14 protein-coding genes are annotated in these 16,489 nt (G+C 48.1%); 4 read left to right on the top strand and 10 right to left on the bottom strand.

What is annotated here, in order from left to right; genetic code table 11:
• Window positions 1-6: 6 nt before the first annotated feature.
• From THIAE_RS04920 to THIAE_RS04935, 4 genes are all read left to right on the top strand, one after another.
• Window positions 7-303, top strand: a complete 297-nt coding sequence (locus THIAE_RS04920) for a (2Fe-2S)-binding protein (protein ID WP_006460301.1) — start codon at window positions 7-9, stop codon at window positions 301-303.
• A gap of 3 nt (window positions 304-306) precedes the next feature.
• A complete protein-coding gene (locus THIAE_RS04925; protein WP_006460302.1) occupies window positions 307-1,677 on the top strand; it encodes a ribonuclease J in 1,371 nt (456 codons plus the stop codon).
• The gene (locus tag THIAE_RS04930; RefSeq protein ID WP_006460303.1) at window positions 1,677-2,177 is read left to right on the top strand and encodes a flavodoxin domain-containing protein; all 501 of its coding nucleotides are present in this window, start codon (window positions 1,677-1,679) and stop codon (window positions 2,175-2,177) included. The genes THIAE_RS04925 and THIAE_RS04930 overlap by 1 nt, the downstream gene beginning before the upstream one ends.
• A gap of 132 nt (window positions 2,178-2,309) precedes the next feature.
• Complete coding sequence (locus THIAE_RS04935; RefSeq protein WP_006460304.1) at window positions 2,310-3,494, top strand: sensor domain-containing phosphodiesterase; 1,185 nt, start codon at window positions 2,310-2,312, stop codon at window positions 3,492-3,494.
• 5 nt (window positions 3,495-3,499) lie between these two features.
• Here THIAE_RS04935 and mobA read toward each other — a convergent pair whose 3' ends face one another.
• The 10 genes from mobA to ntrB all read right to left on the bottom strand — a co-directional run bounded on the left by mobA (window position 3,500) and on the right by ntrB (window position 16,469).
• Window positions 3,500-4,129 carry a molybdenum cofactor guanylyltransferase gene (mobA, locus tag THIAE_RS10550; protein WP_006460305.1) on the bottom strand — a complete coding sequence of 210 codons (630 nt, stop codon included), beginning with the start codon at window positions 4,127-4,129 and terminating at the stop codon, window positions 3,500-3,502.
• Complete coding sequence (locus tag THIAE_RS04945) at window positions 4,126-5,427, bottom strand: molybdopterin molybdotransferase MoeA (protein ID WP_006460306.1); 1,302 nt, start codon at window positions 5,425-5,427, stop codon at window positions 4,126-4,128. The genes mobA and THIAE_RS04945 overlap by 4 nt, the downstream gene beginning before the upstream one ends.
• Complete coding sequence (locus tag THIAE_RS04950) at window positions 5,420-6,397, bottom strand: glycosyl transferase family protein (protein WP_006460307.1); 978 nt, start codon at window positions 6,395-6,397, stop codon at window positions 5,420-5,422. The genes THIAE_RS04945 and THIAE_RS04950 overlap by 8 nt, the downstream gene beginning before the upstream one ends.
• A complete protein-coding gene (gene cysG, locus THIAE_RS04955; RefSeq protein ID WP_006460308.1) occupies window positions 6,390-7,790 on the bottom strand; it encodes a siroheme synthase CysG in 1,401 nt (466 codons plus the stop codon). Before cysG ends, THIAE_RS04950 begins: the two co-directional genes overlap by 8 nt.
• Before the next feature lie 19 nt (window positions 7,791-7,809).
• Window positions 7,810-10,503, bottom strand: coding sequence for a nitrate reductase (locus THIAE_RS04960; RefSeq protein WP_006460309.1), 2,694 nt, complete (start codon window positions 10,501-10,503; stop codon window positions 7,810-7,812).
• Window positions 10,485-10,820, bottom strand: coding sequence for a nitrite reductase small subunit NirD (gene nirD, locus THIAE_RS04965; RefSeq protein ID WP_006460311.1), 336 nt, complete (start codon window positions 10,818-10,820; stop codon window positions 10,485-10,487). The genes THIAE_RS04960 and nirD overlap by 19 nt, the downstream gene beginning before the upstream one ends.
• Before the next feature lie 9 nt (window positions 10,821-10,829).
• On the bottom strand, window positions 10,830-13,361 hold the full coding sequence (gene nirB / locus THIAE_RS04970) for a nitrite reductase large subunit NirB (protein ID WP_006460312.1): 2,532 nt from the start codon (window positions 13,359-13,361) through the stop codon (window positions 10,830-10,832).
• Complete coding sequence (locus tag THIAE_RS04975; RefSeq protein WP_006460313.1) at window positions 13,358-14,587, bottom strand: NAD(P)/FAD-dependent oxidoreductase; 1,230 nt, start codon at window positions 14,585-14,587, stop codon at window positions 13,358-13,360. Before THIAE_RS04975 ends, nirB begins: the two co-directional genes overlap by 4 nt.
• A 246-nt stretch (window positions 14,588-14,833) precedes the next feature.
• Entirely contained in the window at window positions 14,834-15,622 is a 789-nt protein-coding gene (locus tag THIAE_RS04980) for an ABC transporter ATP-binding protein (protein ID WP_006460314.1), read from the bottom strand.
• A 28-nt stretch (window positions 15,623-15,650) separates the two neighbouring features.
• A complete protein-coding gene (gene ntrB, locus THIAE_RS04985; RefSeq protein ID WP_006460315.1) occupies window positions 15,651-16,469 on the bottom strand; it encodes a nitrate ABC transporter permease in 819 nt (272 codons plus the stop codon).
• Window positions 16,470-16,489: the final 20 nt, after the last annotated feature.

Genomic DNA, 16,489 nt, shown 5'->3' on the forward strand with positions numbered 1-16,489 from the left:
AGGTTAATGCGACCACACCGTTTTGACAGCATTCAATACGACTTTAGCCAGCTGGCCAACCAACTCACTTTTGACGAATTAATGGCGCAGCTGCCAGAAATTCTGACCCGTGATTTGAACGATAACCTCTGCGTATGCAATAGCATTGCCAAAAAACGCGTCATTCAAGCCATGTACGAAGGCGCCGGCTCCATGGCGCAAATTCGTGAAGCCTGTATGGCTGGCGACGGCACAGGCTGCTGCAAATTACAGCTTAAACACCTACTCGATGCGATTCAAAAAATTGACAAAAGTAACCCATAACCCATGAACAATAGCACACCCTTGCTGCAACTACCGATTCCCAACTCACGCGATTTTTGGTGTCTACCGCTAGGCGGTGTCGGTGAAATTGGTCAAAATATGATGCTTTATGCCCATGATGGCCAGTATTTAATGGTCGATTGCGGCCTGGGTTTTGAGCCCATTCCCGGTTCCACGATGCAGTTTCAGCGCGTCATAGCCAACCCTGCCCCGCTGATGCCGTTTGTGAGCAAACTCAGCGCCATTGTGATTACCCATGGTCATGAAGACCATATTGGCGCCTTGGTACATTTGTGGCCTAAGCTGCGCAAGCCTATCTATGCCAGCCCGTTTGCGATGGCACTGATTCGCCGCAAATTTGCCGAAGCCGAGTTACTTGATAAGGTAGAACTTATTACGGTATTACCACATCAGCTGTATCAAATCGGCTCCTTTCAAGTTAATTGGATTCAGGTGACCCACTCTATTCCGCAATCGCACAGTTTGTTGATTAGTACGTCGCTGGGCTATGTGCTTCATACCGGCGACTGGAAAATCGATACCCAACCCTTGGTAGATAAACCCTTTAATTTAAGCGCATTTAAAGACCTAGCCGGTGAACACTTATTAGCGGTGGTAGCCGACTCGACCAATGCCATCAAACCCGGCCATACCCCCTCAGAAAGTGCCTGTTACCCGGACTTATTAAAACTGGTTCAAAACCAACCAGGACGCGTAGTGGTCAGTTGTTTTAGTAGCAACATTGCGCGATTAATCACCCTCGCCCGCGTAGCCAAAGCCAGTGGTCGCTATTTAGCCTTGGCTGGACGCGCATTAGAAAATATGGTCGCCACCGCGCGTCAACTCGGTTATTGGCCGAGTGACTATCAACCGATTGCGCTCAAAGATTTAGGCTATTTACCCAAGGATGAGGTGTTGTTGGTGACCACGGGGTCGCAAGGTGAGCCTAATGCGGGTTTATGGCGATTAGCCAAGCAGCAACATCGTTTTTTAGAGTTAGATCCAGGCGACACGGTCATTTTTAGCGCGATACGCATTCCGGATAACCTCACCCGAATTCGTCAGTTGGAGCGGGCACTGATTCGTTTACAACTGACCGTGATTCATGCCGAAGATCATCCTGAGCTGCATCTACATGTTTCGGGTCATCCACGCCAAGGCGATATCATTAAGCTTTACGAAGCGCTGCAACCACCGTTATTAATTCCTGTGCACGGTGAGCCAGCACATTTAGCCGCTCATACCGACTTAGCGACCAATATGGGCATCAAGGTGTTATCCGGTGAAAATGGGGATCTGTTTCGCTTCAAACCTTTTGTCAGTTTAGAGAAACACAAGGTCAATACCGGTGTGCTTATTATGGATGATGACTAATGTTTAATTGGCTAAAAGCCCCTTTTCAGTCAACCACGCCGGTTTTAAAACCGGCTTTAGCAGGTCTGCAACAAGCGGATTGGCTCATCCTCTACGCTTCGCAATCGGGTAAAGCCAAACGCCTCGCCCATCAAACGGCAGAACAGCTCGCGCCCGCCCAAGTTAAGGTACTAAGTTTAGGTGAGCTAAATCCAGCTGACTTGGTATTTTTTAAACAGATATTATTTGTGGTCGCCACCTTTGGTGATGGCCGCGCCCCTGATGCCGCCTTATCCTTTGCCAAAAAAATGTCGAAAACAAAAGTTGATTTAACCCAGCTAAACTTTGGCTTATTAGGTCTAGGCAATCGTCAATATGACGTATTTTGTGCATTCGGCAAAGCGCTGAATCAATGGCTTTTAGACCATCACGCCCAACCCCTGTTTGATGCGGTTTGGGTCGACCAAATGGATCAAGCGGCGATCACGACATGGTACAAATTGGTGCAAAGTGCGATTTAATTTAAAAAATTCTGAACTAAAAGCCAACTAGATCTAAAGAATGCAAAATAAGATTATGAAATATAATATTAATTACATACCATGCTCAATTATTGCTTCTAATTAACTTATTTTTTGTAGACAACTATTAATATGAAAATCAACTCCCATTACCAACCCATTGTAAGTCTTGCTCATCAACGCGTTGTCGGTTATGAAGCACTCCTTAGAGCACAGAATAATCAGGGACAAACCTGCTCCCCTCTAGAAGCCTTTCTTTTAGCTGAAACCGAAAACAGGGTAGCCAAATTTGACCGCGAATGTCTTATTAATCATGTTAATAAATTTAAAAAACTCCACACAATGGATCAATGGTTATTCGTCAACCTAAACAGTGTCTCGATTAATCCTAAAAACCTTAGAGAAAAGCTGGTTTTAGAACATCTAAAAACGCTTAATATGCAGCCACAAAATATTGTGTTAGAAATCCTAGAGGATGCCGCTAAGAGTACCAGTCAACTTAAAGAATTTGTCGATTTTTATCGCTCACTGGGTTTTTTGATCGCCATTGATGATTTTGGCACGGGCCATTCAAATTTTGACCGGATTTGGGAGCTCAAACCTAATATAGTCAAGCTTGATCGTTCGATGTTAGCAAATGCAAGAGGCGATAACGCTCGCTTACGTTGGCTTGGTCGCTGTGTAGATCTGCTCCGAGAAACGGGCGCACTCATAACAATTGAAGGTGTCGAAACCCAGGCTGATGCGTTAATTGCATTAGATGCAGATGTTGACTTAGCCCAAGGGTATTTCTTTGCCAAACCCAATCCTCATGGCGAGTACGATTCATCTTGGTTACGCAATGAATTACAAATGCTGCACCATCGTAGCTTGTTTGACCAAACCGAACGCAACCGCGGACAAACACAAAAAAAACTCGTTCTAAAAAACATGCTTATTGAAGCGTCAAAAGCCATCGCACAAGGCATTGATTTTAAACAAGCGACCCATGAGCTGTTGCAACACCATGCTGTTGAAAGAATCTATTTGTTAAATAGTGATGGTGTTCAAATTGTAGAAAGCTTAATACCTGAGCACCTAGCAAGTATGGTGAAAGCTTACGCGCCTTTAAGTCGCAGCGATGGTGCATTATGGGCGCGACGCGCTTATTTTCGTAATGCGATGGAACATCCTGACCAGGTGCAAATATCTACTGCTTACATAGGTCTACCTAATGCCAGTCTTAACATTACCTTTTCAAAGGTGTTAACGCGGATTTTTTCAGCCGAAAAAAATGTGTTATGCGTAGATGTGTCTGCGAGCTTTTTAAACTCATAAAAATATTACTTCGCACCTTGTTGATAATTAAACCAATCTTGAGGTGTATTAAGATTGAAAACACCTTGCTGAAAATGAATACTTTCAGCAAGGTGGCTTGGATAATGTCTTTTAACATCTTCACACCATTCTCCTACGGAGCGTTGACCCGACTTTAGATAGTCTATTAAGTGACTTTTTAAGCAGGTATCCACACCTATATGCAGGGGCTCACGGTGACTGTTTTGATAAGATTCTACTAGCCAGTTATTAGGATCATTAAATTTGTTAGCAAACTCGTTAAAGTACCAGTTAGGAAGCCTGGGGGCATCAACAGGCCAGGTGAGCCACTTTTCAGCCAATTCTGTCTGCATAGCTGCCAGTATTCCTACTAAAGGACCTTGATATGGCCTAGTTGAATCACCCATAGGCACTGATTCATCTGTTACAACCAAGCAACCTAATGCTTGGTAATCTGCTAAATTTCGGTTTGCACTAATAACAATTGGCCCTGCAAAACTTTGGCGCCACTGGCTGAGCAAGTGAGTAATGATCGGTTGATCATTTAAGTTCAACCAACCCTTATCCTGTCCACCCATCCGCTGACCACGGCCACCGGCTAAAATAACCACCCCGAGCGGCGCGGGTTTTTTCATCGTAAACCTAAACCACGAAAAGAGAGATACTTTACCTCACTGCCTATCTTAAAGGTATGACGAGGTGGAATCTGCACCCAGCCATCTGCTAAATTGAAACTCGCTAAATGACTTGCGCTTTGCTCTGTCAAAGGCACTAACCCCATTCTTGTTTCTTGTACTAGCAGCCACTGCATTTTATGCTGAGGCACCGTCCATTCAAAAAAAACCGGTTGTTTTTGGAAGGCTAAACGTCTTGCTGACACATGTGTATTCATTAGGTTATGAATTACCTGGCGAGCGACTAAAACCATCGAAGCCATCGCGGCAACCGGATTGCCCGGTAACGCCATTAACCAGGCCTGGTGTTCTTCACTGACCTGTTGAAGCGCTAAACTAAATGGCTTAGCGGGTTTCATATTAATCTGCCACGCATAGGCTGCCGTCCAATCGGCTAGCGCAGGTCGAATCCAATCTCGCTTACCTACTGACGCCCCACCACTGGTGATAATCAGATCATAGACTTGGGCTTGTGCCTTTAAAAAATCGGCCAATTGCGTCGGATTATCCGGCAAACAGGCCTGGTCACTTTGAATCCCCAACTCGCTGTACAGCCAAGCCGCCAAGGTAATCGCGTTCACATCATACTGTTGCCCTTGCTGGCAAGCTTCGCCAAGCGGTACCAGTTCATTGCCATTCGATAGAATTAACACCTTGAGCGGTTTTACAACCCTTACTGTACTCACACCGGCTGATGCCAACAGCCCAAGTGTTCTCGCGTTTAACACTTGACCTTTTGGGGCTAATAATTGACCTAATTTTAAATCACTACCGACTGATTTAACGTTCCACCCTTCTGGCCAATCCTCAATTAAAAATTGTTTATTGGCATCGAATTTTGCCTGCTCAATCGGCACCACGGCATTAGCGCCTAAGGGCATTAATGCGCCCGTGGCAATCGACATGACACACCCTTCTGCCAAGTTCTGTAATCGATCACCGGCCCAGCAAGCCCCCACTACTTTAAGGCTGTTAAATTTATTGAATGATAGGGTGTTGATCGCAAAACCATCCATCGCACTGGTCGCGTGTGCAGGTAATGCATAATTGGCAAAATAATCTTGTGCCAGGATGCGTTTATTGGCGCTAGCTAAGGGAATCGTTTCAGTTCTAAGGGTGGGTTTGACCAGCTGATCAATTTGTGCAATCAGTTCGTCATAGTCTATCGATTCAAAGCCAGAGGGCTTAGCATCTTTTTTATTTACAGCCATACTAGGCTGACTAGCTTTAAGGGTTTGTTTTTGGGCTAGACTAGACATAGCGCTGCGCCCAGGCCTGCTTCACGCGTGCCACTGCTGTTGCATAATCTATCGTCGCCAAACCCATTAACGCCACCGCAGCGGTCGCCATCACAGCCGCTTCGCCATAAATATCTTGTTTTTTGCCTTGCCACAAGGCCACTAAATCTGCTCGATCCCAGTGTTCGGGGCGTTGTTGGCGTTCAATCAGCGCCGTCATTTTCTGTTCTGTTTGTGTATTGTTTTGCCAAGCGTACACTGTGCTTAATGCATCGGGGCGCATTTCCGCTTCACCACCCTCACCTTTAAACACTAAATTCGTCTTGTAACCCAAGGCTTGAGCCGTTTGCAAGTGTAACTGCTCCACGCCCTTGTGAAAAATACCCTGTACTGAAACTGGCGCGTTCAAGGGGTTTAACAACTTCACCGCGGTGTTAAACACAGTGCGTACCCCAATTTCTTCTTTTAAATGCAAAATCTCGCGCAAAGGTTCGGCAAACTGGGTGAGCGGTAAATAAACCAATTGAGGAGTAACCAGCATGGCACGCGCCGCTGGCAGTGAATCAGCAATCGGCACATTTAACTCGGCTAAAAACGCTTGAGCATACTGACGCTGGGCAAACTGCCCTTGATCGCCATGCAACAAAATACCAAACCCCATTTGCGCCAAGAGTTTTAAACTCAATAGATAATAGGGCGGATAGCGCCATTTACCGGCATAGGCCGCCCAATCCAAATGCAAGCCTGCTGGGCAGGCCTGGTTATCCAACCCAAAAGACTGGCGCGCGCCCTTCACAAACCCAATTAATTCATCCGGCGTTTCGCCATTGGCACGCATCAACAACAAAAATGCGCCGAGTTGTTTCTCCGTCACCTCGCCGGCTAAAATCATCGCCAAGGCCTGACTCGCTTCGTCTTGCGTCAGCGGACGGCGGGTTTTGGGTCCTTTACCGAGGATGCGTAAGAATTCGGCAAACGGGTGATCAGCCATAGCGCACCTCTGTACTCACCGCTAAATCAATACACACACTCGGCTCAACACATTGCACTACCTTGCCAATCATCATTAACGCCGGTGCTTGAATCTGCGCCTGCGCCACCTGCTCGGTCGCTTGGGCTAAATCCGTCACCAACACGCGTTGGTTAGCGCGCGTGCCGTTTTCAATCACCGCCATCGGTGTGCTTGGATCCATGCCATGTTCGATGAGCTGGCGGGTAATAATCTCGACATTACTCAACCCCATATAAATCACCAGCGTTTGATTCGGATCAACCAAGCAATCCCAATCCAAGTCCACGATGCCTTGACGCGTGTGGCCGGTCACTAGCTTGACCGATTGGGCATACTCTCGATGGGTCAACGGAATCCCGGTTGAAGCGGCAATGCCTGATGCGGATGAGATGCCCGGTATCACGGTACACGCAACACCGTGCTCTCTAAGTAGCGCCTGTTCTTCAGCACCGCGGCCAAAAATATACGGGTCGCCGCCTTTTAACCGAATCACTTTTTTACCCTGCTTCGCCAAATCCACCAGCAATTGATTAATCTGGTCTTGCGGCAGGGTATGGTTCGACATGGATTTGCCAACGTAAATCCGTTCCGCTTCCCGACGGGTCAGGTTAATAATCTCTTCCGATACCAACCTGTCATAAACAATCACATCCGCCGTTTGCAAAATCCGCAAGGCTTTAATCGTCAGTAAATCCGGATCACCCGGGCCTGCACCGACTAAAAATACTTCACCCGTCGGTGTTTGATGACCCGCAAAGGCTTTGGCACAAATCTGTCTGGCCTCATCCCAACGGCCTTCTAACGCGGTTTGATAAAAGGCACTGTTGAGCAGATTTTGCCAAAAATGTTTGCGCTCGTCTTCTTCGATCAGCGGATTGTATTGCTGACGCAATTGGCGCAACAGTAAAGCGACTTCACCTAAACCTGTTGGCAGGGCTTGTTCTAACTGCACCCGCAAATGCCGTGCAAAGGTCGGCGAACGTCCACCGGTAGACACCGCTATGGTGATCGGGCCACGCTGTAAAATACTTGGCAAAATGTAATCACACAACTCGGTTTGGTCAGCGATATTGACCGCAATGCCCATCTCGGTGGCGGCTTGATGCACCGCTTCATTGACCGCTTGATCATCGGTGGCGGCCAATACCAATTTGGATCCGGTAATCAAACTGGGTTCAAATGCCGTCGGTTGCCAACTGACCAGGCCTGCTTGGTGCATTCTGGCCATTTCACCTTTTAACTCAGGTGAAATAATTTCCACTTTGGCCCCCGCTTGAATAAACAAATCCGATTTGCGGGCGGCAATCGTGCCGCCACCAATCACACAGACGCGTTCACCCTTGAGTCGCATAAAAATCGGTAAATAATCCATCTCAGCCTCCTTGGGCCATCTACAGGGCAAGCAACGCTTTTAATTCAGGAATACACGAACCGCAATTGGTACCGGCGCAGGTTTTCTCACCAAGTTTCTGCACCGTATCGCAACCCTGCGCCATCGCGGCACGCAAGGTTTTATCCCCCACTTGAAAGCAACTGCAAATAATCGCTCCGACATCTTCTTGCTCAATCGCCATGCCACTGAGCAGACTGTAGCGCTCGTTTTGACTAAGACTGAGCTGGTCAAACAACCCAGATACCCAATCATAGGGCGCTTGCAAATCAACACTGGGCGCTACAAACAGCACCGCTTTTAAACCCCCTTGCGCATCCAGCCAAACGAAGCGCGCCGTACCTAATGCGCTATCTTCTAAACGCAGATCCGGTTCACCCAGTTGCGGATTCGCCGATTGCCAATGCGCTAAATCAAAGGCTTTCTTATCCGCCAAATGCCAAAAAACGGCGTTTGCTTTTGGCACTTTCACCCAATAGCCTATGGAATCATCAGGCTGCCAAGCAGTGTCTTTAGTCCAAAAACCAGCGCGATAAGCCGCTGACCAGACCTGAATATTCACCACCGCGTGTTTACTTTCCGGCTGACCCGATAAGGGGTCGGTGTGCGATGGAATCAAACTGTCAATCCGCCCGTGTTTGGCATAGACGCCGGTCCAATGAATCGGTGCAAACACCTGCCCTTTAACCAAGCCTGCATCCAGCTCAACCGGCATCATCACCTGCCCCAATCGCGAGGAAACCTTCGCCAAATCGCCTTGCGCCAAACCCAAACTTTTCGCATCATCGGGATGCAGGCTCAAACGCGGCTCATCGCGATGCTGCAATAAACGGGGTGTTTTAGCAGTGCGCGTCATGCTGTGCCATTGATCGCGATAACGCCCGGTATTCAACACAAACGGATAGTCCGGTGAAGGCTTTTCTTTGGGCGATTGAGGTGTAATCGGAATCAATTTGGCACGGCGATTCGCGGTAAAAAACTGGCCGTCTGCAAACAGTCTGGCTTGACCGTGTGGATGCTGAGCATTAACCGGCCAAGGTGTCGGGGCAAACTGCTGATAGGCCTGTTCACTGAGCGAGAACAAACCCGATAAATCAAAGTCACGCCGACTGATCACGCCATCATTCTCAAACGCCGATAACGCCACGTGTTCCATAAAAATCTGATAAGGCGTTTGATAATTAAACGCCTCGGCAAAGCCCATTTCTTGCGCCACTTGGCAGATCCACCACCAATCGGCTTGTGCCAGACCTGGTGCTTTACAAAACGCGCGTTGGCGTGAAATATGCCGATCCGAATTGGTCACTGTGCCGTCTTTTTCCCCCCAAGAGGCGGCGGGCAATAAAATATTCGCACAACGAGTGGTATCCGTGTCGGCCATATTGTCCGACACAATCACCAACTCACAAGCTTGCAAGGCTTCGCGCACAAAATCCGCATCCGGCATCGACACCACCGGGTTGGTGTGCATAATCCAAATCGCCTTAATCTCGCCACGATGCACCGCCTCAAACATCTCGACCGCTTTTAGGCCGTTTTGTTGGGCCATCTTCGGTGCGCGCCAAAATCGGGCAACCCGCTCAATCGCTTCGGGTTGATGAAAATCCATGTGCGCTGCTAATTGATTCGCCAAACCGCCGACTTCGCGCCCGCCCATTGCATTCGGCTGACCGGTAATCGAAAAGGGCCCCGCCCCCAACTTGCCAATCCGACCGGTGGCAAGATGGACATTGATAATCGCATTCGACTTATCAACACCCGAAGTTGATTGATTGACGCCTTGCGAGTAAAAACTCACCGTGCGCGGCCTATTGGCAAACCAATCAAAAAACTGGGTTAAATCGGCTTCATCCACGCCACAGGACTGCGCCAACTGTGTTAAATCATGACCGGCGGTTTGCTCGGCCTGATCCAACGCCAGCACCAACCCTTCGGTATGCTCGATAATAAATTCAGCATCTAAATGATTATGCTTGGCAAGATAGGCCAGTAACCCATTGAATAACAAGGCATCAGTGCCGGGCTTGATCGCCAAATGCAAATCCGCCAAGTCGCAGCTGGCGGTGCGTCTTGGGTCAATCACCACCACTTTTTTATCTGGCTGCTCACGTTTGGCTTGCGCCATGCGTTGATACAAAATCGGATGCGCCCAAGCGGCATTCGAGCCGACCAACACCAGCAAATCGGCTTGCTCTAAATCCTCGTAACTGCACGGCACCGCATCGGCACCGAAGGCGCGCTTATACCCCACGACCGCAGAGGCCATACACAAACGTGAATTGGTATCAATATTCGCCGTGCCAATAAAGCCCTTAATCAGTTTATTGGCCACGTAATAGTCTTCAGTTAACAACTGCCCTGACACATAAAACGCCACCGCATCGGGGCCATGTTGTTCAATCACTCGGCTTAGACCCTCTGCCACTGCTTGGCAGGCCTGCTCAACTGATACGGCTTGGCCGTTAATTTTCGGCTCAAGTAGTCGCCCGGTTAAATCAAGCGTTTCGCCTAACGCACTGCCTTTCACACACAACTTGCCAAAATTGGCCGGATGGCTGGCATCGCCAAGCGCCTGCCAGCTTTCACCCCCAGACTTCGGTTGCATCGCTACGCCACATCCGACCCCGCAATAGGGGCAGGTAGTTTTCACTGGCGCCAATTCATTAGGCCTGCTGGCTATGGCTGTGCGACCCATACCGCCTCCTCACCTGTCGCACCACGCACCTGAACAGGAAACACCGTCAGTTTCATCTCTGGGTTTTCAAGGCATTGACCGTTGGCCAAATCGTAATGCTCTTTGTAAAGCGGTGAGGCCACCACCAACTGGCCTTTGATACTGCCAACGATGCCGCGCGACATCACACTGGCTTGCCCAATCGGATCAAAGTTATCCAACGCATAGACCTTGCCTTTGACATAAAACAGCGCAATCGGTGTGGTGTCCAATAAGGCAGGGATACCTGCATTATCAATTAAATCAGAAACTTGGCATACTTTTTTAAACTCGCCCATAACCTTCTCCTACACCACTTCCAGTTCAATCGATTCCAACCGTTCTTGCGCGGTCGCCGGGCGCAACTGACCGCGTTCTCGCACATAGACCTGATTTGGATCACGCACATCCGCATTAACAAAGTTATAGAACAACTTGGTTTTTTCCGGATCGTCCACTGCGCGTTGCCAATCACAGGCATAACTGTCCACCAAGGCTTGCATCTGCTGTTCTAGCTGTTCGGCAATGCCTAATGAGTCTTCAATCACTACTTGACGGACATAATCCAAGCCACCTTCAAGGTTTTCTAACCAGGTCGATGTACGGTGCAAACGATCAGCGGTTTGGATATAAAACATAATAAAACGGTCGATGTACTTGAACAGGGTCTCGCGGTCTAAACCCACCGCGAATAAATCGGCATGGCGCGGCTTCATACCGCCATTGCCACAAACAAAAAGATTCCAGCCGTTTTCCGTGGCAATCACGCCAACGTCTTTCGCTTGCGCTTCAGCACATTCACGGGTACAACCGGATACCCCCATTTTCATTTTGTGTGGTGAGCGCACGCCTTTATAACGATTTTCCAAATCAATCGCTAACTGCACCGAATCATCAATGCCATAACGACACCAGGTTGAGCCGACGCAGGATTTCACCGTGCGCAAGGCTTTAGCATAGGCTTGGCCGGATTCAAATCCACCGTCAATCAAGCGCGACCAGATGGTCGGTAGATCGCTCAATTGTGCGCCAAACAACACAATCCGCTGACCACCGTTGATCTTGGTATAGAGTTGATAGTCCTTCGCCACCTCACCCAATAAAATCAGCTTGTCCGGGGTTATCTCGCCGCCCGGAACACGCGGAATGACCGAATAGGTGCCGTCCTTTTGCATATTGCCCAAATAACGGTCATTGGTGTCTTGCAGTGGGATGTTCTTTTTGTCAAACGCATAGGCATTCCACACCGAGCCTAAAATCGAGGCCACCGCTGGTTTACAAATATCACAGCCATCACCTTCGCCATGCGCCGCCAGCAATTCATCAAAGGTTTGATAACCATTCACCCGCACCAAGTGATACAGCTCTTGGCGGGTATAGGGAAAATGCTCACAAATCGCTTTCGAGACTGCCACACCGCGTTTTTCCAGTTCAAAATTCATCACACTGGTGACCAACTGAGTGCAACCGCCGCAACCGGTGCAGGCTTGGGTGCAGGCTTTAATATCCGCCAAACAGCTCGCGCCCTCATCCAATGCGCTAATCAGATCTTGCTTGGATACGTCGTAACAGGAACAAAGTTGGGCCGTTAATGGCAAAGCATCCGGACCCAAACCCACCTTTTCACCGGAAAATGACGGCAAAATCAATTGTTCCGGATGCTCGGGTAACGCCATGTCATTCAATTTCAATTGCAACAAGCTGCCGTAGTCTTCAGTATCGCCAACCAGCACCGCACCGAGCAATTTTTTGCCGTCCGCCGACACCACTAGTTTTTTGTAAATCTCTTTTGGACCGTTTTCATAGATATAGGATTTGGCGTCTTCATCCGTGCCATGCGGGTCGCCAATCGAGGCGACATCCACCCCCATCAGTTTTAATTTGGTGGACATATCTGCGCCAACAAACTGTGCCGGCTTGTGATTCAACTGATCGACCACCGCTTGCGCCATCGCATAACCCGGCGCAACCAAACCGTAAATCATGCCCTCATGCAAAGCACATTCGCCAATCGCATAGATATGCGGATCGGAGGTTAAACATTGATCATTAATCACAATCCCGCCGCGTGGTCCTTTAACCAGGCCTGCTAGATCGGCCAATTCATCTCTGGGGCGAATACCGGCGGAAAACAGCACAAAATCGGTTTCCAGCGATTCACCGTCAGCAAACACCAAGCGATGACGTGCCTGCTCACCGTCTTCAATCACTTGGGTGGCTTTGGAGGTATGCACCCCAACACCAAGTTGTTGGATTTTGCGCTTGAGTACCGCTGCACCGCCTTCATCCAATTGCACCGGCATTAATCTTGGTGCAAATTCGACCACATGGCTTTCTAACCCCAAGTCCACCAAGGCTTTCGCCGCTTCTAACCCCAATAAACCACCGCCAATCACCACGCCGATTTTTGAGGTTTGTGCGGCATCTTTCATTGCCTCCAAATCTTCAATGGTGCGATACACCAAACAGGCTTCGCGGTCATTCCCTGGAATCGGCGGCACAAATGGATAAGAGCCAGTAGCCAACACCAACAGGTCGTAGTTGACGACCAGGCCTGCTTGTGTGGTCACGGTTTTCGCGTGTTTATCAATCGCCACGACTTTTTGATTCAGACGAATATCTATGCCATGCTCGGCATAAAAACCCGCCGGCACCAGCGACAAGTCTTCAGCGGTTTTACCCGAAAAATAGGACGACAAATGCACACGGTCATAGGCCACCCGCGATTCTTCACCAAACACGGTAATGTCAAAGTCGTGAAACCCGCTCGATTTCACCAAGCGTTCCAAAAATGCATGACCGACCATGCCATTGCCCACGACGATTAATTTTGTTTTCATGCTGCAGCCCTCTCGTAATATGCCTCGCCAAACAGCAACGCACTGCGTTGACTGTTATCAATTTTTATTTGTTGTTGATGCAATTCAAACAACCAATTGGCGTCTTGGGTATTGCCCAACAAAATCGCCGACTGAATCACGCCATCCACCAGCACCACCTTGCGATACAGCCCTAAACTCGGATCTTGCAACACCAATTGATCACCCAGTTGATTCGGATCACCAAACGAAAACACCTCGATACCAGACACTTTTAATCGCGTCGCACTCAATTGGTGTTCAAACGGACGCGTCGGCAGCTGCATTAAACTCGCTGCCAAAATCGTCGCTTGACGATAGATCGGCGCAACCAAGCCAAAGGTTTGCTGCTCAAACTCACAACACTCCCCTAGCGCATAAATCGCCGGTTGTGAAGTTTCTAAAGCGTTATTAACCACAATCCCTCTATTCACCAGCAGGCCTGCTTGTTTGGCTAATTCACTATTCGGTTGAATCCCCACCGCCGTAATCAAGGCCTTTACTTCAAACACTTCACCTTGATTTAAGCGAACGGCTTCGATTTGATGCGAGCCTTGAATCTCAGCAAGCTGGCGTTGCAACACAAATTCGATGCCCTGCTGTTCCATGGATTTTTGCAACAATCTGCCCGCCATCGCATCAAGCTGTTGACTCAAAATACGGTCGGAACGATGCACCACGATCACCCGATGGCCTTTGCCAGCCAAACCGTAGGCCGCTTCTAAACCCAGCAGACCTGCACCCAACACCATCACCGGACGCGCATCTGTTAGATCCAAATCATTCAGCTGTGCCACATCCTGCAGATCACGAAAACAATGCACGCCGGCTAAATCGGCACCGGGCAATGCAATTCGGCTGGCATTCGAGCCGGTAGCCAACACCAAGCGGTCATAGCCAAACACCTCGCCTGTTTCCGTGGTAAAGCTTTGCTGAATCGGATCCATCGCGGTGACTTTAGTCCCCAAATGCAACACCACACCCTGTTGCGCAAACCATTCCGGCGTATGGCTGGTAACACTGGCAAGGGTTTGTTCACCGGTCAATAAATAGGACAACATAATGCGGTTATAACCGGCTGGTGCTTCCGCGCTAAACACCGCAATGTCATACTGCTCAGTAGCACGGTGTTTAACCAACTCGTCCAATAGCCGCATACTGGCCATACCAAGACCGATAATGCAGAGTTTGGGCTTAATGGCGTTCATTGCGTACGCCCTCCTTTTTTCAAAAACAAAAAAGGCGTCCATTCATCCCGCTAATGCGAAACAAATGGACGCCTTTGTCCAAAATTAAAATTGTATTTTAAAAACGCTAAAATTTAATATGTTTGAGCACTTAACGTGCCAATTGATCAAACATAAAAATCATTTAAAATTCAACAGGTTAATTATTGTAAACCCACTATCCGCCCTTATCATGACTTATATTGGTGCTAATAGCACCAATATAAGTTAATGTTTACGCTGTTTTTCATGTAAGAAATGTAGCACTTCATGACGATAATGATTGTATTCAGCATTGTCTGCCATTTCGATTCGGTTACGTGGTCTTGGCAATTTAATATCTAAAATCTCACCAATCGTCGCTTCAGGTCCATTAGTCATCATTACAATACGGTCAGACAGCAGCACGGCCTCATCCACATCATGGGTGATCATTAATACGGTACTGTTCAGATTTTCTTGAATACGCATCACTTCATCTTGCAAGTGAGAGCGTGTTAAAGCATCCAAGGCACCGAAAGGCTCATCCAAAAGTAACACTTTTGGCTCAAGTGATAAAGCGCGAGCAATCCCGACCCGCTGCTTCATGCCGCCGGAAATTTGTGAGGGCAATTTATCCATGGCATGATCCATATGAACCATTTTTAAACTTTCTAAAATCCACTCATGACGCTCTTTCGCCGTCATTTTTTCTTTAAATGCCTTGTTCACAGCTAGTGCCACATTTTCATAAACCGTCAGCCATGGCAATAAAGAATGGTTCTGGAACACGACGCTACGATCAGGTCCAGGCCCCTTCACCTCTTTACCATCTAAAATGACATCACCGTTTGTAGCATCTAACAAACCAGCTACAATGTTGAGTACCGTGGATTTACCACATCCTGAGTGACCGATAATCGCAATAAACTCACCTTTTTTAACTTCAAGATTAATATCACTTAATACGCGTGATTCTTTCTTGCCACTGCCAAACACCATGTTGACATGTTCGATATCTAAAAATTGTTCTTTCATGATTGCCTCCTAATCTCCTGGCTATTTATTAGCTTGCTGATGTGCCGCGGGTTACTTTATTGCCCACAAAGGCCACCATTCGATCCAAAATAAACCCAACTATACCCACATAGATCAGTGCCAATACAATTTCACTAATTTGCGATGAGTTCCAAGCATCCCAGATAAAGAAGCCAATCCCTACGCCACCAATCAACATTTCAGCTGCAACAATCGCTAACCAAGACAAACCAACACCGATCCGCAACCCAGAGAAAATATAGGGTGCAGCAGCAGGAAGCATGATTTTAGTGAAATACTCATAACCATTTAGATTAAGCACACGTGCGACATTGCGATAATCTTCGGAAATATTTCGAACCCCTACCGATGTGTTGATAATAATGGGCCAAATCGCGGTGATAAAGATTACAAAAATGGCTGATGGATCACTATGCTGAAAACCAGCCAAGGATAGTGGCAACCAAGCCAAAGGCGGTACAGTGCGCAATACTTGAAAGATAGGATCAAGACCGCGCATAGCTAGGGTAGACTGACCCACCAGAACGCCCAAACTGACCCCTACAATCACCGCTAGGGTAAAACCATAGGCTACACGTTCAAGACTGGCTAAGATTTGCCAACCCATCCCTACATCATTACCACCATGATCATAAAAAGGGTTGATGATTAACTCCCAGGTTTCCGACAATACTCGGGTCGGGGATGGCAGTGTTGCAGTTGCTCCCGAAGTTAGCCATTCCCAAAGTAGTAATAAAACGATAAGAACCAGTAATGGTGGTGCTACATGGTTTTTAGCATACTGGCCATAATTTTTGATGCGCTCTTGCGATGCGATATTACTCATTACTTACTCCTTTCCCAGAC

The organism is Thiomicrospira aerophila AL3 (assembly GCF_000227665.2).
Classification (GTDB): Bacteria; Pseudomonadota; Gammaproteobacteria; order Thiomicrospirales; family Thiomicrospiraceae; genus Thiomicrospira; species Thiomicrospira aerophila.